The sequence below is a fragment of the Bifidobacterium pullorum subsp. gallinarum genome (assembly GCF_000741215.1).
Classification (GTDB): Bacteria; Actinomycetota; Actinomycetes; order Actinomycetales; family Bifidobacteriaceae; genus Bifidobacterium; species Bifidobacterium pullorum_B.
On the sequence record NZ_JGYX01000005.1, the window covers coordinates 26,781 to 44,409 of the forward strand.

Annotated in this window: 14 protein-coding genes and 2 tRNA genes; 7 read left to right on the top strand and 9 right to left on the bottom strand. The window is 66.3% G+C overall.

Annotated elements, in window-relative coordinates:
* Window positions 1-32: 32 nt before the first annotated feature.
* The gene (gene phoU / locus BIGA_RS05835; protein ID WP_033505174.1) at window positions 33-713 is read left to right on the top strand and encodes a phosphate signaling complex protein PhoU; all 681 of its coding nucleotides are present in this window, start codon (window positions 33-35) and stop codon (window positions 711-713) included.
* A 359-nt stretch (window positions 714-1,072) separates the two neighbouring features.
* Here the strand turns inward: phoU and BIGA_RS05840 are convergent, their stop codons facing one another.
* From BIGA_RS05840 to lysS, 4 genes are all read right to left on the bottom strand, one after another.
* Window positions 1,073-1,813 carry a phosphoglyceromutase gene (locus tag BIGA_RS05840; protein ID WP_033505175.1) on the bottom strand — a complete coding sequence of 247 codons (741 nt, stop codon included), beginning with the start codon at window positions 1,811-1,813 and terminating at the stop codon, window positions 1,073-1,075.
* Window positions 1,814-1,905: 92 nt separating this feature from the next.
* Complete coding sequence (locus BIGA_RS05845) at window positions 1,906-2,946, bottom strand: hypothetical protein (protein ID WP_033505177.1); 1,041 nt, start codon at window positions 2,944-2,946, stop codon at window positions 1,906-1,908.
* Window positions 2,947-3,014: 68 nt separating this feature from the next.
* Window positions 3,015-4,220, bottom strand: a complete 1,206-nt coding sequence (gene menA / locus BIGA_RS05850; protein ID WP_033505178.1) for a 1,4-dihydroxy-2-naphthoate octaprenyltransferase — start codon at window positions 4,218-4,220, stop codon at window positions 3,015-3,017.
* A 234-nt stretch (window positions 4,221-4,454) separates the two neighbouring features.
* Window positions 4,455-6,131, bottom strand: a complete 1,677-nt coding sequence (lysS, locus tag BIGA_RS05855; RefSeq protein ID WP_394295744.1) for a lysine--tRNA ligase — start codon at window positions 6,129-6,131, stop codon at window positions 4,455-4,457.
* Between the two features lie 104 nt (window positions 6,132-6,235).
* Between lysS and BIGA_RS05860 the strand changes: the two genes are divergently transcribed.
* The 4 genes from BIGA_RS05860 to BIGA_RS05875 all read left to right on the top strand — a co-directional run bounded on the left by BIGA_RS05860 (window position 6,236) and on the right by BIGA_RS05875 (window position 10,654).
* Window positions 6,236-6,309: transfer RNA gene (locus BIGA_RS05860), tRNA-Pro, on the top strand.
* Window positions 6,310-6,380: 71 nt separating this feature from the next.
* Window positions 6,381-7,556 (top strand): MFS transporter, encoded by a 1,176-nt coding sequence (locus tag BIGA_RS05865; RefSeq protein WP_033505182.1) that lies wholly within the window; start codon window positions 6,381-6,383, stop codon window positions 7,554-7,556.
* A gap of 187 nt (window positions 7,557-7,743) precedes the next feature.
* Entirely contained in the window at window positions 7,744-9,978 is a 2,235-nt protein-coding gene (locus BIGA_RS05870) for a DUF4037 domain-containing protein (RefSeq protein WP_193345855.1), read from the top strand.
* 67 nt (window positions 9,979-10,045) lie between these two features.
* A complete protein-coding gene (locus tag BIGA_RS05875; RefSeq protein WP_033505184.1) occupies window positions 10,046-10,654 on the top strand; it encodes a DUF4125 family protein in 609 nt (202 codons plus the stop codon).
* Window positions 10,655-10,657: 3 nt separating this feature from the next.
* Here the strand turns inward: BIGA_RS05875 and BIGA_RS05880 are convergent, their stop codons facing one another.
* Window positions 10,658-11,236, bottom strand: a complete 579-nt coding sequence (locus BIGA_RS05880; protein WP_051917132.1) for a hypothetical protein — start codon at window positions 11,234-11,236, stop codon at window positions 10,658-10,660.
* Window positions 11,229-13,094, bottom strand: coding sequence for a PspC domain-containing protein (locus BIGA_RS05885; RefSeq protein ID WP_033505186.1), 1,866 nt, complete (start codon window positions 13,092-13,094; stop codon window positions 11,229-11,231). Before BIGA_RS05885 ends, BIGA_RS05880 begins: the two co-directional genes overlap by 8 nt.
* 113 nt (window positions 13,095-13,207) lie before the next feature.
* Between BIGA_RS05885 and BIGA_RS05890 the strand changes: the two genes are divergently transcribed.
* Both BIGA_RS05890 and BIGA_RS05895 read left to right on the top strand, forming a co-directional pair.
* Window positions 13,208-14,608 (top strand): ATP-binding protein, encoded by a 1,401-nt coding sequence (locus tag BIGA_RS05890; protein WP_051917133.1) that lies wholly within the window; start codon window positions 13,208-13,210, stop codon window positions 14,606-14,608.
* Window positions 14,601-15,305, top strand: a complete 705-nt coding sequence (locus BIGA_RS05895) for a LuxR C-terminal-related transcriptional regulator (RefSeq protein WP_051915883.1) — start codon at window positions 14,601-14,603, stop codon at window positions 15,303-15,305. Before BIGA_RS05890 ends, BIGA_RS05895 begins: the two co-directional genes overlap by 8 nt.
* 70 nt (window positions 15,306-15,375) lie before the next feature.
* Here the strand turns inward: BIGA_RS05895 and BIGA_RS05900 are convergent, their stop codons facing one another.
* From BIGA_RS05900 to serS, 3 genes are all read right to left on the bottom strand, one after another.
* The gene (locus BIGA_RS05900) at window positions 15,376-15,984 is read right to left on the bottom strand and encodes an HAD family hydrolase (protein ID WP_034259803.1); all 609 of its coding nucleotides are present in this window, start codon (window positions 15,982-15,984) and stop codon (window positions 15,376-15,378) included.
* Between the two features lie 106 nt (window positions 15,985-16,090).
* Window positions 16,091-16,175: transfer RNA gene (locus BIGA_RS05905), tRNA-Ser, on the bottom strand.
* 51 nt (window positions 16,176-16,226) lie between these two features.
* Window positions 16,227-17,513 carry a serine--tRNA ligase gene (serS, locus tag BIGA_RS05910; RefSeq protein ID WP_033505189.1) on the bottom strand — a complete coding sequence of 429 codons (1,287 nt, stop codon included), beginning with the start codon at window positions 17,511-17,513 and terminating at the stop codon, window positions 16,227-16,229.
* Window positions 17,514-17,629 lie beyond the last annotated feature (116 nt).

The window sequence follows — 17,629 nt, forward strand, 5'->3', positions numbered from 1 at the left end:
TTGTACAGCACTACCCACGAAAGGCATGAACAATGCGCGTTATTTTCGACGAGGAGCTCAAGGCCGTTGCCGATGACCTCGATCGCATGGTGCAGGATGTGCGCAAGGCGATCAACGGCGCGGGCAACGCGCTGCTGAACTCGGATCTTGAAGCCGCCCAGGCCGTCATCGACGGCGATATCGAGATCGATGCGCTCGAGTCGAGCGTCATCGACCAGTGCGTGAAGCTGCTGGCCAAGCAGAACCCGGTGGCCACCGATCTGCGCGTGGTCGTCTCCACGCTGCGACTGGCCGCCACGTTCGAGCGTATGGGTGACCTGGCCCGCCATATCGCGGAAACCGCACGCCGCACCTACCCGCAGTCCCCGCTGACCGATGACGCCAAGCAGCTGTTCACCGAGATGCAGGAATTCCTGACCATGACCGCCGATCGCATGGTCGCCATGCTGCAGGACCGCAACACCGCCATCGCCGAGCAGGTGATCGTGGATGACGACAAGCTCGATGCGCTGCACCAGAAGACCTTCGACCTGATGCTCTCCGACGAGTGGCAGGGCACCAAGCAGCAGCTCATCGACCTGGTGCTGCTGGGCCGCTACATGGAGCGCCTCGGCGATCATGCCGTGTCGGCCGCCCGCCGCGTGGTCTTCATCGTCTCCGGCTTCGATCCGTCCAAGGAGCCGTCCCGCGACGAGGACGGCAGCGTCTATTAATCATTAGTCGCCAACGCGTTGCCGAACGCGAGTCATAGCGCAACCGCCGAGTGGTTATCCACCCGGCGGTTTTTCAATGCACTACGTAGTTCCCACTGTCATTCCGCAACACGCCCGGCCTCTGCGGACTCTGACACATCGTGACCGTGATACATTCCACAAAACGTTGAAATATCAAGGTTTTGAACTTGCATCACAGTCACAAAAGTGTCAGAGTCCGCAGAGGCCGGGCGTGTTGCTGAGATCGGGGCCAGGGCTGCGGAGTGTAAGGATCAGGGAAGGGACAGTACGGAATACAACAAAGGGGTTGCACGAGATTTCGTGCAACCCCTAATCAAGCAGCAGTGAAGCTTAGATCATCACTTCTGGCCCTGGGCGGCGACGGCGGCGGCACCGGCGGCGGCGGCCTCCGGATCCAGGTACTCGCCACGCGGCTTGATCGGCTTGAAGTTCTCATCCAGCTCGTACAGCAGCGGGATGGCGGTCGGGATGTTGACCTTGGCGATCTCCTCCTCCGACAGGCCGTCGAGCATCTTGACGATGGCACGCAGCGAGTTGCCGTGGGCGGCGATCAGGACGGTCTTGCCGGCCTTGAGCTCCGGGATGATCTCCGACTCCCAGTACGGGGTCACACGCTCGACCACGTTGGCCAGGGCCTCGGTCTCCGGGACCGGGTCGCCGGCGTAACGCGGATCGTTGTTCTGGGCGTACTGATCGTTCGGATCGATCTCCGGCGGCGGGGTGGCATAGGAGCGGCGCCAGATCATGAACTTCTCGTCGCCGTACTCCTCGCGGATCTCGGTCTTGTTCTTGCCCTGCAGAGCGCCGTAGTGACGCTCGTTGAGACGCCAGTTGCGCTTGACGGGAATCCACAGACGATCGGCCTCGTCAAGGGCGATGTTGGCGGTGTTGATGGCACGACGCAGCAGCGAGGTGAAGACGATGTCCGGCAGGACGTTCTTCTCCTTGAGCAGCTGGCCGCCACGCTTGGCTTCCTCGACACCCTGCTCGGTCAGCGGGACGTCGACCCAGCCGGTGAACTGATTGGTTTTGTTCCATGCGCTCTGTCCGTGACGGAGCAGTACTAGTTTGTAAGACATGCACCCAGTTTACGCGACAAACCCGACGATACGGTGCATCTCGAACCGGATTATGGAACCGGTTCGGCGTTGCGCCGCAGCCGGACCGACGATCAGGCCACAACAGTGCCGATGACGAATGCCGAAGCCGCGCATAACCCCGCCGCGGCGTACAGCCCCCGGGACACCGACCGCCTCCCGAAATGGCAGGCCATCGCCGCGCAGACGCTCGCCAGCAGCGTCGCAACCATCAATACCAATCCCACCGACGACAGCAGCGGTCTCAATCCCTCGGGCGAGCAGCTGCCGACACGCGCGCCGGAGGCGGTCACCGAGAACTGGGGGCACAACCAAGTGGCCGTCGTCTGGTTCGAGGCGGATTCGCCGGCGCGGACCGCGTTGTACACCATCACCCATTGAATGATGGACGCGATGACGCCCCGTGCCGTGGCGATACGACGGTCCACAGCAGCCGCCTCCCCCACGGCGTCACCGTCATAGGACACCGAGGCGATCGCCCACGAGCAGCAAGCGGACAGTGCCGCACCACGTATGCCGCCGATGAACGTCACATGCCAGCAGACCAGCGCATGGGTGACCAGTGCGACGCCGAATCCCCAGACCACCGCCAACGTGTCATTCGCCGTCCGTGTCGTCAGCCGCAGCCCGATCCGGTCGCAGACATGCCACCCCGCCTGCAGCCACACCGCGGAGAGCGCCACGAACCATACCAACGGCAGCCACGCCGCCGCGGTCAATATCCCCAAAGCGAGTCCCACCACCAGGAACGCCGGCAGCGTCCACAACATCGCATTCCGCGCCCGACGCGCCGAACGCGTCATCACGCCGCCCGCATGCAGTCCACCGGCGGCGTCCAAATGCGCCGCCATCTCGCAATACACGGCGAACACCACGGCCAGCAGCAGACACAGCGCCGTGACGATGACGAACCATGCCGGAGGGGTGACGCACAGCCCCGCGTCCACACGGGGATCATCGACATTATGACCGCCAATCATCGGGCACATGTAGTGGCGGGCATCCCCTCCCCAATTGTCCAGATACAACGGTGCGAACGACGTACCGGCACCGATCAGCACCGCGATGACGGCGGATACGGACAGCCACGGCCACACCGTATACGAACGCCGCATGAAATCCCCCTTCCCTCGATACCACCGATTATAGGCCGGAGGATGACGCGGAATCGCGGGGCGAGGACTCAGATCGCCGCCAGACCGGCGTATCCCACGGCGCACACCAGCAGCGACAAGCCGATCAACGGCAGCGCGCGGGCATGGTCGCGCCGCAGCAGCGCGCGAATGGTCAGGGCCGTGATCGCCAGACAGACAACGCCATACGCCGCCATCGCCCACGTCAAGGTGTCGGGCGGCGATGGCAACGCGCACGCCCATCCCCCGGATGACCCGGATTCCTGTTCCCCTGATGCATTGATACCCACCCATGAACTCGTCCGCCACCAGCACGGCAATCCCACCAGACTCAACGCGGACAGCACGAGCGGCGACAACGCGAACACCGCCACGGGAACGAACACGACGGCGTACGCCGCCACTGTCAGGATGCGTGCGCGCTGCTCCCCCAGCCGCACCGCCAACGTACGTTTGCCATGCACGCGGTCCGAATCGACATCACGCAGATTATTAACCATCAGCAGCACGCAGGAGAGCAGGCCGGCCTGCACCGCGCCCAGCACCCCCGTCGCGGTAACAGTTCCGCACAGCACGAACTGGGTCCCCAACACCGCCACCAGGCCGAAGAACACGAACACGAACAACTCACCCAGACCCGCGTACCCGTACGGATGCCGACCACCGGTATAGCACCAGCCGGCCAGCAGGCAGCACACGCCGACGATTAGCAGCCACCAGTATCCGGTGATCGCGATAATCGCCAGACCGCACAGGCAGGCGAGCGCCGCCGCCGTGCCGGCCGACGTCAACACCCGTTTCGGCGGCACGCCGGAGGCGACCAGACGCGCGGGTGCATGGATGGAGGTCGCCGCGATGCCGTCGCGCCGGCCCGAGAGGACGACCGCCACGGGTGGGGCGCCGGTCGGTACGGCCGACGAGGATGATGCCGGCGACGCGGGCAACGCGGGCGACGCCGCTCCGCGTCCCTCGTCCACGCCGCGGACGCCGTCGGAGTAGTCGTTGGCAAAGTTGACGGCGATCTGCAGGAACAGGGCGACCAGCGTGCACAGGATCGCCAACGGCCAGAACCGCGATTCCAACGTGGCCTGCGTGGCACGATTGATTGCGCAGGATTCCGGCGCGGGGTAGATCAGTGCGCATACGCCGAGCTGTCGGACGGAAGTCCATGCCGCGGCCGCGCCGATGGCCACCGGCGCCACGCTGGCCGGCAGCGTCTGCGGCCGCATCCCCTTCAACCAGATCGCGATTCCCATACCGCCATGCTCTCGCAGAGGATGGATATCGCCGGCGTCGGGGCCCTGCGACCCGTGCCGACGGCCGGCACGTGACCGACGACTTGCGGCGCGAATGAGTCCATGACAGGGGCCCTAATCAACAACAAGGCCTTCCCGTCCGCATGGGACGGGAAGGCTCGAATCAATGTCTATGGCGCAACCGCGGGGGTTGAGAGCACCATCACGGCGATGCGGCCGCGATTCCCGTCGTTCCTACTGCAGGTTGAGCGGCTTGACCAGCGGGAAGGTGATGGTCTCGCGGATCGTGGCGCCGGTCAGGGCGATGAGCAGACGGTCGATGCCCATGCCCATGCCGCCGGCCGGCGGCATGCCTACGCCCAGGGCCTCAAGGAAGTCCTCGTCGATGTCCATCGCCTCGGCGTCGCCGGCGAGCGCGTCCTTGGCCTGGGCCACGAAGCGTTCGCGCTGCACGACCGGGTCGTTGAGCTCGGAGTAGCCGGTGGCCAGCTCGAAGCCGCGCACGTACAGATCCCACTTCTCCACCACGCCGGGCTTGGTGCGGTGCGACTTGACCAGCGGCGAGGTCTCGACCGGGAAGTCGCGCACGAACACCGGCTCGTAGAGCTTGTCCTCGTAGAAGTGCTCCCACAGGTGTTCGACGAGCTTGCCGTGGTTCTCCACGTCATCGCGCTCCACACCGAGCTTGTCGGCGATCGCGCCCAGATGCTCCACGCTGGTGCCGGGGGCATCCGGGCCGCCGTTCGGGATGATCTCCTCGCCGAGGGCCTCGGAGAGCGACTCGTACATGCTGATGGTCTTCCATTCGCCGCCGAAGTCGTATTCGGTGCCGTCCAGCAGCGTGACCTTCAGCGAGCCGAACACGTCCATCGCGGTCTGCTGCACAAGCTCCTTGGTCAGCTGGCCGATGGTGTCGTAGTTGCCGTAGGCCTGGTAGGCCTCCACCATCGTGAACTCGGGGGCGTGCGTGGCGTCGACGCCCTCGTTGCGGAAGTCGCGGTTGATCTCGAAGACGCGGTCGATGCCGCCGACCAGGCAGCGCTTGAGGAACAGCTCCGGGGCGATGCGCATGAACAGGTCGATGTCGAAGGCGTTCATATGCGTGGTGAACGGACGGGCCGCGGCACCGCCGTGCACGGTCTGCAGCATCGGGGTCTCGACCTCGATGAAGTCATGGTTGTCGAAGGTGCGGCGCAGCGAGGCCACGGCCTTGGAACGGTTGCGCACCATGTTGCGGATGCGCTCGTCGGCGATCATGCCGAGGTACGGCTTGCGCGTACGCGTGTCGTCGTTGAGCTCCTTGTGCAGGGCGGGCAGCGGCTGCAGCGCCTTGGCGGCGATGGCCCACTCGGAGGCGAACACGGACAGCTCGCCGGTCTTGGAGGCGATCACGCGGCCCTTGATGAACAGGTGGTCGCCCAGATCCACCAGCTGCTTGAACTGCTTCAGCGAATCCGCGCCGATCTCCTTCTTGGAGATCATGCCCTGGATGGTGGTGCCGTCGCCGGCGGACAGCTGCACGAAGCACAGGCCGCCCGCGTTGCGCAGGAACAGCACGCGACCGGCGATGCCGACCACGTCCTCGGTCTCCTGGCCGGCCTCGAGCTTGCCGTCGTAGTCGGCGCGCACCTGTTCGATGGTGTGGGTCACGCCCACCTCGACCGGGTACGGGTTGATGCCGTCCTTGATCATCATCGCGCGCTTGGCCACGCGCATCTGCACCTGCTCGGGGTGCGCCAGCGGACCGAACTCCTTGTTGCCCGGGTCCACGGCCTCGTCCAGCGTCGCGCCCTCATCCACACGCGCTGCGATGGCGGCGTCCTGCGCCATCAGCATCTCGGCACGCTCAATGGTGGTCATTGCGGGAGCAACGGCCTCTTCCTCGTTCTGATTCTCAACGTTTTCAGTCATGTCACACATAAGCGTCCAGTGTACCGAGACGCCGATACACGCCGTAAGACACGCCGGTTGCATTTGTCCCCGGTTTCGTTGTATTATCTTCTGCGTTGCCAAAACGGGCTGTAGCGCAGCTTGGTAGCGCGCTTCGTTCGGGACGAAGAGGCCGCGGGTTCAAATCCCGCCAGCCCGACAACTCAAAGGGAATCACTGGTTACAGTGATTCCCTTTTTCCATGACTACGGCAATATCAAGGGAACCACCATGAAAAGAAGCATCCTGGCCCTGGCCTCGGGCGCGTTCGTGCTCGGCGCCGCGGAATTCGTGATGATGGGCATCCTGCCCCAGGCTGCCGCGGCAATGGGCGTCGATATCCCGACCGCGGGCAACTACATCTCTTCCTATGCCATCGGCGTGTGCGTCGGCACGCTGATGCTGGTCTTCGGCCGCCGCGTGCCGCCGAAGAAGCTCATCCTGCTGTTCATGGCGATCACGCTGGTCGGCAACCTGCTGAGCGCCGTGGCGCTGAACTCGCCGATGCTCATCGTGGGGCGCTTCATCTCCGGGCTGCCGCATGGCGCGTTCTTCGGCACCGCCACGCTGATCGCCAAGACCTTGGCCGACAAGGGCAAGGAGGCGCAGGCCGTCTCGATGATGGTGACCGGTCAGACCGTGGCGAATATGCTCGGTGTGCCGGCGGGCACGATGATGGCCGAGTTCATGTCCTGGCGTCTGGCCTTCGGCATTCTGGCGGCATGGGCCGCCATGACGGTTGTGCTGGTGCTGGCGTGGGTGCCGCGCGTCGAGCCGATCAAGGATGCGGGCCTGGCCGGCCAGTTCCGTTTCCTCAGGAAGCCCGGCCCGTGGATGGTGCTGATCGCCGTGTTCACCGGCAACGCCGGCATCTTCTGCTGGTGGAGCTATGTGTCCCCGTGGCTGACCGAGGTGGGCGGCTACGCATCGGGCGTGGTGCCGCTGCTGATGATGCTCGCAGGCTTCGGCATGGTGGTCGGCGGTCTGGTCGGCGGCCGCATCTGCGACCGTTGGCGCCATGCGGGCACCGCCGCGCTCGGGCAGGCGATCTCCGGCGTCGGCTTGCTGTTCGTGTTCTTTGTTCCGGGCTCCCCGGCGATCTGCGCCATCCTGACCTTCTGGATCGCGTTCGGGTTGTTCTTCGTCTCCTCGCCGCAGCAGCTGCTGATGGCGGAGGCCGGCAAGGGCGGCGGCGAGCTGCTCGGCGGCGCCACCGTGCAGGTGGCGTTCAACTTCGGCAATGCGGTCGGCTCGATCATCGGCGGCGCCATGCTGACCGTCTCCGGTATGAACTACCACTACCCCGCGCTCGGCGGTCTGCCGCTGGCGGTGATCGCCGTGGCGCTGTTGGTGCTGTTCTCGCGCCGGTATGAAGGCAACGTAGCCTCCGCTCAGCAATCACGATGATTCAGTGGGCGGGTTAGACCTTCAGTGGGCGGCCTGTGGCGGACCTCCGTCACAGGCCGCCTTGATATATCGCCGTTATCCGGCGGCATGCCCGGCAGCCACCCGCCCACTGAACGCGAAATCCGCCCACTGAAGCCGCCGCCGACCGTACACTGGTGTCAGTACCCATATCGGGCAAGGAGCGATGATGGATAACGACACGTTGCAGGCGGCGTTGGCCGCGTGGGCCGCAGGTGAACATAACGACGCGGGTGTCTCCGCCACACCCAACTTGTCCGAATCGGGGGAATCGTCCGATTGCAACGATGCACAATCCGCCGATTCACACGAATCGGCCGATTCGGACAATATGAATTCCAGCTCCGCCGCCGCCACGTTTGACGCCGAGACCTTCCTCAAGGGGCTGGACGCGATCTTCGAGGGGCACGAAGGCGCGACCAAGGCCGAACCCTATCTGCTGCAGGCCATGGATGATGCGGAGAACGCGGGGGATAACGCCGGTCTGCTCACCGTGCTCAATGAGACGATGGGGTTCTACCGCTCGCAGGGCCGACATGAGGACAACCAGTGGATTGTGCAGCGCTCCATCGAACTGGCGCTACGCATGCGATTGGAAGGCACCGAGGCCTGGACCACCACGCTGATCAACGCGGCCACCAGCATGCGGGCCGCGGGCCGGTACGACCAGGCCGAGGACCTATACCATCAGGCCATCGACTCGGCCAAGACCACGCTCTCCCCCACCGACCGGCGCATGGCGGCCCTGCACAACAACCTGTCCATGCTCTACAGCGAGACCGGCCGCCCCGAGCAGGCCCTGCACGAACTGGAGGCGGCGCTGCGGGTGCTGGAAGCCGCCAGCGTGGACCCGTCGAACGACATCGACATCGCCGCCACACATACGAACATCGCGCTGATCCTGCTCGAACTGCCCGTGGACGAACGACACACGGGGTCCTCCGGCGAGACCGAGCATGCCGGGGCACCGTCCAATCGCATGACGACGCCTGCCACGTCCCCGGACTCCCCAACCGACAACAGCACCCCCGCCGCCGCGCACCTTGACGAGGCGATGCGCCACGCCCGGCAATCCCTGGACATCTACCGCAACGCCGGCCAGGAGCACGCCGGCCATTACGCCTCGGCTCTGGCCGGCTACGCCCAGGTGTGCCTGGCCGCCGGACACGCCGACGAGGCCGTCCGGCGCTACCGTCAGGCCCTGTCGGTGATTGAGGAGAACTACGGCCGAGACAACGACTACTACCGCATCACCGCGGCCAATCTGGTCCAGGCGCAGGAGAAGGCCGCCGAAAGCGAACTCTCCGGCGTTATCGCCACGCCCGGCACCGCCACGCCCGATGCCGCCGCGTCATCAGGCACCGTGCAGTCAGACAACACGCCGGCGCACACCATCCCCGGACTCAAGCTGGCTCGCGCCTACTGGAACGAGTATGGCAAACCGCTGATCGCCGAACGCTATCCCGAGTATCAGGGCCGCATCGCCGCCGGCCTGGTGGGGCACGGTTCGGAATGCTACGGCTTCGACGACGAACTCTCCCACGATCACGACTTCGGCCCCGGCTTCTGCCTGTGGCTGACCGACGAGGATTATGCGGCGATCGGCGAGCGGTTGCAGGCCGATTACGAGTCGCTGCCGGACACGTTCATGGGTTTCGGGCCGAAATCCCAGACCGCCCGCGCGCAGGGCGCCGGCCGCCGTGTCGGCGTGTTCCGCATCGGCGATTTCTTCGAGTCGATCACCGGCTACCGTCAGGCCCCGCCCGCCGACCGGCCGCACGAGTGGCTGATGCTGGACGAACCCACATTGGCCGCGGCCACGAACGGCGAGGTGTTCGCCGATCCGTTGGGCGCGTTCTCCAAAACCCGTCAGGGCTTCAAGCTCATGCCGGAGGATGTGCGCCTCTCGCTGATCTCCCGGCGTCTGGGGATGATCGCGCAGGCGGGCCAGTACAACCTGCCGCGGATGCTGCAGCGGGGCGACGGCGCGGCCGCCTGGTGTGCAATCAACGAGTTCGCCGAAGCCGTGGCATCCTTGGTGTTCCTGATCAACACGCCGGTTTCCGCCGGATACATGCCGTACTACAAGTGGCGGTTCGCCGCGCTGCGCCGCCTCTCGCGCCGCATGGCCGCCCGCCTGCCGGACGCGTGCGCGCAGCTGGAGGATGTCCTGCGACTGGCGTCGGCGGCGTGTTTCGGCGGCGTCGGGTTCGGCGAGGGCGGTAAGGGTGCCGCGCCGGCCGCAAAGCAGGTCGTCTCTATTGTGGAATCGATCTGCGCCGAGATCGTGGCCGAGCTCGGGCGCGAGGGGCTGACCGACTCCGATGAGACGTTCCTGGAATGGCAACGCCCCTATGTGGAGGAGCATATCGAGCACCGGGACGCCTGCCTAGTGAGCCTGTAGCAGGCCTGTGGCGGGCCGCCGCAGCCTGTGGCGCACCCGCAGTGGAATCCGTACGAAAGGAGCAGTCATGGATCTTGTCGAAGAGGTCATCCGCCGCGAATGGGACCAGTTCCAACGCACCGAGAACGAGGGCGGCCGCGCCTCCTGCCAGGGCAATTGGCCGATGTTCCATCAGATGCGGGCCAGCCAGTTCATGACCTGGCCCGAGGATCTGCTGCGCAGCTATCTCGACGATCTGGATGAGGCGAACCGGGTGGGCCGCAATCTGGTGACGGAGAAATACGCCCGGATGATGGCCTCCACCGCGCCCGACGAGTACCGCGAGCGCATCGAGCCGTTCATCCCCCGCCTGTCCGACGAGCGCATTGCCCGGCAGGAGCGGGTGATCACCGTGCAGGTGGCGTGGGCGCGCGATTTCCGCGGGCACTACCCGAGATTGGGCGCGGCGATGCGGGTACTGACCACGGCCGAGGACACGCCGGAGGATACGTCGTTCGAAACCTATCTGCGCGGGGAACTGGGTACGTACTCCGACCGCACGATGGCCCTGTACGAGGCGATGGTGGAGGATCTGCAAGCCGCCGGCCGCAACCTGACCGAGCAGACGGTGGCCAATACCGTGCGCCTGGGCGGGTTCGCCGATCTTACCGAGGCCGAAGCCGCCCAGGCCGCGTAGGGGTCATTCCCTCGGTTCGTCATCCTTGTGCCGCATCGAGCCGATGATCCGCGCCACCGCCCATATGATGGCGACGACGATCAGGACGCCCCCGACGATGCCGCAGACGATCGCCATGATGGCGCGCGGATCCGCGCCGAGACCGGGCAGCGCCGTCATCGGAAAGCCGATGCCGAACGCCAGGACCATCGCGCCGATCAGGACCAGCAGCACGCCGAGTACGATGGTGGCCGCGCTGGGACCGGTTTTGCGAATCACCGGACGCTCGTGGCGGGCCTCCACCGGCACCTGCACGTAGGAGGGCGCGGTCGGGACGCCGCCGGCGGTGGTCTGCGATGGCGGCGCGGTGCTGTACAGCGGCACCTGCTGCGGCATTGTGGCAGGCTCCGGTTCCGGAACCTGTCCGGGTTGCGGCGCGTCGGCCGTTCCGTTCTGCGTTGGTTCGGCTTGCGACATCGCCTGCGTGGGTGCGACGGTTTCCGGCAGTTCGCGGGTCTCCGCCATCGGCATGGCCTGGGTGACCGCGTCATCCGTCTGCGGGATGACCTGGGTTTCGGGTTCGTTGCGGGTCTCGTCACTCATGGTCGTCCTCCGTGGTCTTGTCCGCCCACTCCTGATAGGTGGGCAGGGTGTTCTGGTAGTCGTACTGCACCACGACCTGTCCCATCACGGCCGCGTCGACGTCGATACGCAGTTCCGGGGACGCCACCGCCTTGGGGTTGCCCTGGTCGAATGGCCAGTACAGGGCTTCGCCGTCATAATCCGCGTTCAGCCAGGGCGGGCTCATGCTGGCGGCGTCTGTCCACTGCCCGTTCACGGTGCTCGGCAGGTATATCCCGACCATATTCCACGGCGATGTCGCGGCCGCCCACAGGCTGCCGAAGGAATCGACGCCGTCATACCAGAACGACTCGCCGGTCAGCTGCCAGGAGCAGCCATCCGGGATCGTGACCACCACGCTGGTGCGGTATGGCATCACCCGGATGGTGCCCGCGGGGCAGCTTGAGGTGGCGGTGGTGCCGTCGTTGAGTGTGACCTCGTGGCTGCCGTTGTCCTCGGCGTAGTCGCTCAGGTCGATGTGCAGGACGTCGTTGATGTTGTCGCCTTCCATCCACAGGCCGTCCTCAAGGCGCTGCATGGTGGCCTTGTCGGAGCCGATGACGTCGAAGCCGTGCACCTGGATGTACGGATCCATCCCGGAACCGTCGGCGTAGGCGTATTCCGTGCGCGTGCGCATCATCCGCTGGAACATCACCGAATAGGCCAGTCCGCCGAACGCCAGAGTGACCGCCAGGAACCCCGCCAGCCAGACGAACGGATGCAGGCCGCCGGCCCGCCGTCCGATGCAGCCGAGGATCACGATGATCAGGCCGATCGCCACGCAGACGCCGCCGACCCAGATCATGCCCCCGCCGAGCAGCGTCTCCAGATCCGCGCGCGTGTCGGCCCACGAGAACAACATGCAGGCGAACGACAGGAAGATCAGTCCGGTCACGATCAGCACCAGCAGCGGCCCCGCCGGCTTGCGACGGGCGACACGCGGCTTGGGGGCCGGCTGCGGGGCGCGATAGGGCGAGGTCATCATCGGCGGCACCGCCGCCGATGAGACCGGGGCAGCCCCGGTCGGCGCGCCTGCCGGAACGTCGGCCGAAGCGTCAGCCATGGGCATGCCGCCGGTCGACCCCGTACCAGCCGGCCCCGTACCGGTCGCCACGCCGCCCGTGGGCATACCATCGCCCGACCCCATAGTCGAAGGCGTGACGGAAGGCTTCACCCCGACCGACGCGGGTGTCTCGGACTGACCCGGATGATCCTGCCGCGCCGACGCCTGCGTCCATACGGTCGCTTCCGGCCGCGCAGACGCCTGCGGCCATACGGTCGCCTCCGGCCGTGTGGAGGGCGCGGGCTGCGGCTGTACGAATGGCGCGGATTGCCGCGGGGCCGACGCGGGCTGCGGACGAGATGACGGGTTCGCCCATTGCGCCACGGCGTATCTCAGGTTGCGACGCCCGGCCTGTTCGATGACCAGCCACAGCGCGAACGCGCCCGCGGCGAGTCCGAACAGCCAGACCGGCGGCCAGAACATCATGCACACCAGTCCCAGCAGCACCCCCAGGCAGGACCAATCCCAGCGTCCGGCCAAAAGCTCCTCGCACAGGATCCGACCATCGCGTTCATCCGGCAGCAGGAACCACGCGAGCGCATAGAACACCACTCCGACGCCGGCCACGAATGCGGCACCGATCATCAGCGCCCGCACCAGCAGCGGGCTCCACCCCAGGTACCGGCCCAGGCCGCCGCAGACGCCGCCGATCCATCGTTCCTCGGCGCTGCGGACCAATCCGCTTTCGCGCACCCACGGGAAGAAACGGCCCTGACGCCGTTCGCGACCGGCATGCTCGGATGCCGCGCCCTGCCATGATTCATGATTATCGCTCATGGTTCCATTACAGCAAGCCGAACAGCCGAACCGTATCCGGGAACACCCTGAACCTTCCCTGAACATCGTCCGAATCCGCTCGGCGTCGGCACCGCCGCGGGCACAATGGAAGCATGACCGATTCCTCGATTCCCTATGATCCGCGGACACCCGCGGACCCGCGACCGTTGCGCCCCGCCGCGCTGCCGTTGATGCGCCCGAAGCAGGGGCGCTGGCTGTGCGGTGTATGCCGTGGCATCAGCCTGCATCTGCAGGTGTCGGTGGCGCTGGCCCGGCTGCTGTTCACCGCCGCCGCGTTCGTCTTCGGGGCGGGGATTGTGGTCTATGTGTTCCTATGGCTGACGATGCCGGTGGGCGATCCGGTCGCCGCCGCGGCCGCCCGACTCAATGCCGTGCGCGAGTCCCCCCTGTCCCGCGGCAACGCCGGGTATGGCACGGCATCGGCGGATGACGCCGACGCCGAGGCGGCCGGCGAGCGCGACAGCTCGTCGGAGAGCCTGGCCGCCGCCCTCGCCCGCGCGCCGAAGCCGGCGCTGGTGGCCATGGCCGGCTTGGTGCTGCTGACGGTCAGTGCGCTGATGGCGGCCACCGGCATCGATTCGCTGTATATCCTGCCGGTCATGCTGGGTCTGGGCGGCCTGGCCGTCGCCTGGCTGTGGTTCAACCAGGAGGACGGCCAGTTCAAGGCCATGCTCGGCGGCATCGCGCTGATCGTGCTGGCGTACATGGTGTTCGTGGGCAATGCGGCCGGATACGACGGGGCGTCGCCGCGCGTGCTGATCGCAGGGGGGCTGGCCACCATGGTGGGCGTGATGCTGGCGATCGTGCCGTGGGTCAACTCGCTGGTCCGCGGGCTCGCCACCGAGCGCGCGCTGAAGGAGCGCGAGGAGGAGCGCGCCGATATGACCGCCCATCTGCATGACGGCGTGTTGCAGACATTGGCGTTGATCCAGATGCACGCCGACGAGCCGCAGACCGTGTTCTCCCTGGCCCGGCAGCAGGAGCGCGAGCTGCGCGACTGGCTGTACCAGGACCGTACCCCCTCGGAGCGCTCGGTCAACGCCGGGTTGAAGCAGATCGCCGCCGAGGTGGAGGACGAGCACGGCAAGCCGATCGAGGTGGTGACGGTGGGCGACGCCCGGCCCAGCGCCCAGACCGACGCGTTGCTGGACGCCGCTCGGCAGGCGCTGGTCAACGCGGCCACGCACGGCGGCGAGCCGATCTCCGTGTATTGCGAGGCTTCGGGCGGTACCGTGGAGGTGTTCGTCCGCGACCACGGCAATGGATTCGATGTGCACACCATCCCCGAGGATCGGTTGGGCATCCGCGAGTCGATCGTCGGCCGGATCAGACGCCGTGGCGGTACGGTGGAGATCGTGTCGCGACCGCATTGGGGCACCGAGGTGCGGATGCATATGCCGGTGGCCGATATCGCGGAGAACCGGGCCAACGGCAACGACACGACGGACAACGACGCAACGGACAGCAACGAAACGGATGGCAGCCATGAGTGATGTAGGAAACCCGACCAACGAGGGGCACACCCCCGTCGCCGATCAGTCGATCAGGGTGGCCGTGGTCGATGACCATGAGATGTTCCGTGCCGGCGTGATCGCCACGTTGCAGCCGTATCTCAGCATTGTCGGGCAGGCGCCGGATGTGGAGGGCTCGATCGCCATGATCGCCGACACGCAGCCGGACGTGGTGCTGCTCGACGTGCATGTGCCGGGCGGCGAGGGCGGTGGCGGCGCCGAGATCCTGACGAAGTCGCTGCCGTTGTCCCCGCGGTCGGCGTTCCTGGCGCTGTCGGTGTCCGATTCGCCGCAGGATGTGGGTGCGGTGATCCGCGCCGGGGCACGCGGCTACGTGACCAAGACGATCACCGCGAACGACCTGGTGTCCTCGATCCGCCAGGTGCATGAGGGGTATGCGGTCTTCTCCCCCAAGCTAGCCGGGTTCGTACTCTCGGCGTTTCAGGGTGCGCCGATGGGCGGCGCACCCGTACACGACGACGAGCTGGACCGTCTGTCGGCGCGCGAGCAGGAGGTCATGCGGCTGATCGCCCGCGGCTACACCTACAAGGAGGTAGCCTCCGAGCTCTTCATCTCCATCAAGACGGTGGAGACGCATATGAGTTCGGTGCTGCGCAAGCTGCAGCTGTCCAACCGCACCGAGCTGACCCGCTGGGCGGCGGATCGGCGGATTGTCTGAGGATGGGCTTCGCACTACCTCAAGGTTCGATGATTGAACTCCTGCAATGCTTTGGGTCGGTCAGGAAACATCAAGGTAGTGCGAACGCCGCAGACGATCCACTCCCCCCAAACACCTCCCCGTTCAACCCCAATCCCCGGGCCGCCTCCACATTGGCCGGCTTGTCATCCACGAACAGCGTGGCTGCGGGGTCGACGCCGAACCGGGCGATGGCCCGGCGGTAAATCTCGGGATCGGGTTTCAGGATGCCCTCCTCGGAGGAGACGACCGTGTCCCGCAGCAGGTTCAGTTCGGGGAACAGCTCATGCGCCGCCCGGACGTACTTGGTGGTGAAGTTCGTCAGACCCCACAGGCGGACGCCCGAGGCGTCCAGCTCCCGCAGCAGCTCCCCCATGCCCGGCTGCAGCCCGGCGAGCGCAAGCCGTTGCCGCTCGAAGTAGATGCGGAACACCCAGGCCACGGCCGGCCCGTGCTCGATCTCGTAATCGGCCAGGATGCGCTCCTCGTCCCAACCCGAGTCCGAGAGCCGGTCATAGTATCGGAAGCCGTGCGGGTCGTCGGCGCTGAAGAACATGTCGATGACGCCGGGCGGATACTGACCCTCCAGCGGGATGCGGGGACGCCAGTCCAGCAGCACATCGCAGTAGTCGAAGATGACGTCGGTGATCGTTGCGCTCATGGGGCCTCCAACGGGTTCGCGGGCCGTGGCTGCGGGAAACGCGTCGTCCGCCGGGCGGCCCACGTACGAATACGGGAACGGCTCCCATACGGGAGCCGTTCTGAAGCGGGCAGAGCGAGATTCGAACTCGCGGAGGCTTGCACCTCAACGGTTTTCAAGACCGTCTCCTTAGACCGCTCGGACATCTGCCCATGGGCGCCGAAACGGCGCGACGAGTCGCTAGTGTACAACGACCCGTGGAATCAGGCCTCCCACTTACTCGGTTCGATGACCTCGCGGCCGCCCATGTAGGGGCGCATGGCCTGCGGGATCTCGATGGAGCCGTCCGGGTTCTGATGATTCTCCAGGATGGCCACGAGCCAGCGCGTGGTGGCCAGCGTGCCGTTGAGCGTGGAGACGGGGCGGGTGCCGCCGTCGGCCACGCGCTCACGGATGTTCAGGCGGCGGGCCTGGTACTCGGTGCAGTTCGACGTGGAGGTCAGCTCGCGATACTTGCCCTGGGTCGGCACCCAGGCCTCACAGTCGAACTTGCGGGCGGCGGAGGAGCCCAGATCGCCGGCGGCGGTGTCGATCACGCGGTACGGCACCTCCACCTTGGCGAGCATCTCCTCCTCCATGGCCAGCAGGCGCTCGTGCTCCTTGTAGGAGTCCTCCTGACGGGCGTAGACGAACATCTCCACCTTGTCGAACTGGTGGACGCGGATGATGCCGGTCGTGTCCTTGCCGGCGGCGCCGGCCTCGCGGCGGTAGCAGGAGCTCCAGCCGCAGTAGCGCAGCGGGCCGTTGGACAGGTCCAGAATCTCGTCCTCGTGCATGCCGGCGAGCGCCACCTCGGAGGTGCCGACCAGGTACTGGTCGTCCGGCTCGCGCAGACGGTAGATCTCATCGGCATGGGAGTTGAGGAAGCCGGTGCCGCGCATGACCTCGGGGCGCACCAGCGTGGGGGTGATGGCCAGCGTGAAGCCGTTGGCCTCGGCCTGGTCGACGGCCATGGTCAGCATGGCGATCTGCATGCGCGCCACAGCGCCGCGCAGGAAGTAGAAGCGGGAGCCGGAGACCTTGGCACCACGGCGGGTGTCGATGCCGGCCACCAGCGTGCCCAGCGTCATATGGTCCTTCGGCTCGAAGCCTTCCGCCGCGAAGTCGCGCGGAGCGCCGACCTTCTTGACGACCACGTAGTCGTCCTCGCCGCCCTCCGGCGCCTCGGGCTCGACGATGTTCGACAGCTTCCACATGGCCGTGGTGTATTCCTCGGACGCGGCGTCGGCCGCGGCCTTGAACTCGGCGACCTTCTGGCTGAGCTCCTTGGTCTGGGCGATCAGCGCGGCCTTCTCGTCCGCCGGCGCGGCGGCGACCTTCTTGCCGATCTCCTTCTGCTGGGCGCGGGCGGCCTCGAACTCCTTGAGCGAGGAGCGGCGCACCTCGTCGGAGCGCAGCACCTCGTCCACGAGTTCGACGGACTCGCCGCGCTTGCGCTGGGATTCACGCACCACATCGGCATGTTCACGGATGAATTGGATATCAAGCATGGCTCCAAGACTAGTGCCGCAAGCCGACACTGGCCCCCGGCCGTCCGCCATGCGTGCAGGTATCGTTGACGAACACCGTTTTCCCTGTTCCGCGGTCGCGGCGATATGAAGAATGG

Bases quoted from the DNA above. Each gene is read 5' to 3' on its own strand.
- lysS (WP_394295744.1), bottom strand. From the start codon at position 6,131: ATGACTGAAAACGTTGAGAATCAGAACGAGGAAGAGGCCGTTGCTCCC.
- BIGA_RS05870 (WP_193345855.1), top strand. From the start codon at position 7,744: ATGGATAACGACACGTTGCAGGCGGCGTTGGCCGCGTGGGCCGCAGGT.
- BIGA_RS05875 (WP_033505184.1), top strand. From the start codon at position 10,046: ATGGATCTTGTCGAAGAGGTCATCCGCCGCGAATGGGACCAGTTCCAA.
- BIGA_RS05895 (WP_051915883.1), top strand. From the start codon at position 14,601: ATGAGTGATGTAGGAAACCCGACCAACGAGGGGCACACCCCCGTCGCC.
- BIGA_RS05865 (WP_033505182.1), top strand. From the start codon at position 6,381: ATGAAAAGAAGCATCCTGGCCCTGGCCTCGGGCGCGTTCGTGCTCGGC.
- BIGA_RS05880 (WP_051917132.1), bottom strand. From the start codon at position 11,236: ATGAGTGACGAGACCCGCAACGAACCCGAAACCCAGGTCATCCCGCAG.
- phoU (WP_033505174.1), top strand. From the start codon at position 33: ATGCGCGTTATTTTCGACGAGGAGCTCAAGGCCGTTGCCGATGACCTC.
- menA (WP_033505178.1), bottom strand. From the start codon at position 4,220: ATGGGAATCGCGATCTGGTTGAAGGGGATGCGGCCGCAGACGCTGCCG.
- serS (WP_033505189.1), bottom strand. From the start codon at position 17,513: ATGCTTGATATCCAATTCATCCGTGAACATGCCGATGTGGTGCGTGAA.
- BIGA_RS05900 (WP_034259803.1), bottom strand. From the start codon at position 15,984: ATGAGCGCAACGATCACCGACGTCATCTTCGACTACTGCGATGTGCTG.
- BIGA_RS05885 (WP_033505186.1), bottom strand. From the start codon at position 13,094: ATGAGCGATAATCATGAATCATGGCAGGGCGCGGCATCCGAGCATGCC.
- BIGA_RS05890 (WP_051917133.1), top strand. From the start codon at position 13,208: ATGACCGATTCCTCGATTCCCTATGATCCGCGGACACCCGCGGACCCG.
- BIGA_RS05840 (WP_033505175.1), bottom strand. From the start codon at position 1,813: ATGTCTTACAAACTAGTACTGCTCCGTCACGGACAGAGCGCATGGAAC.
- BIGA_RS05845 (WP_033505177.1), bottom strand. From the start codon at position 2,946: ATGCGGCGTTCGTATACGGTGTGGCCGTGGCTGTCCGTATCCGCCGTC.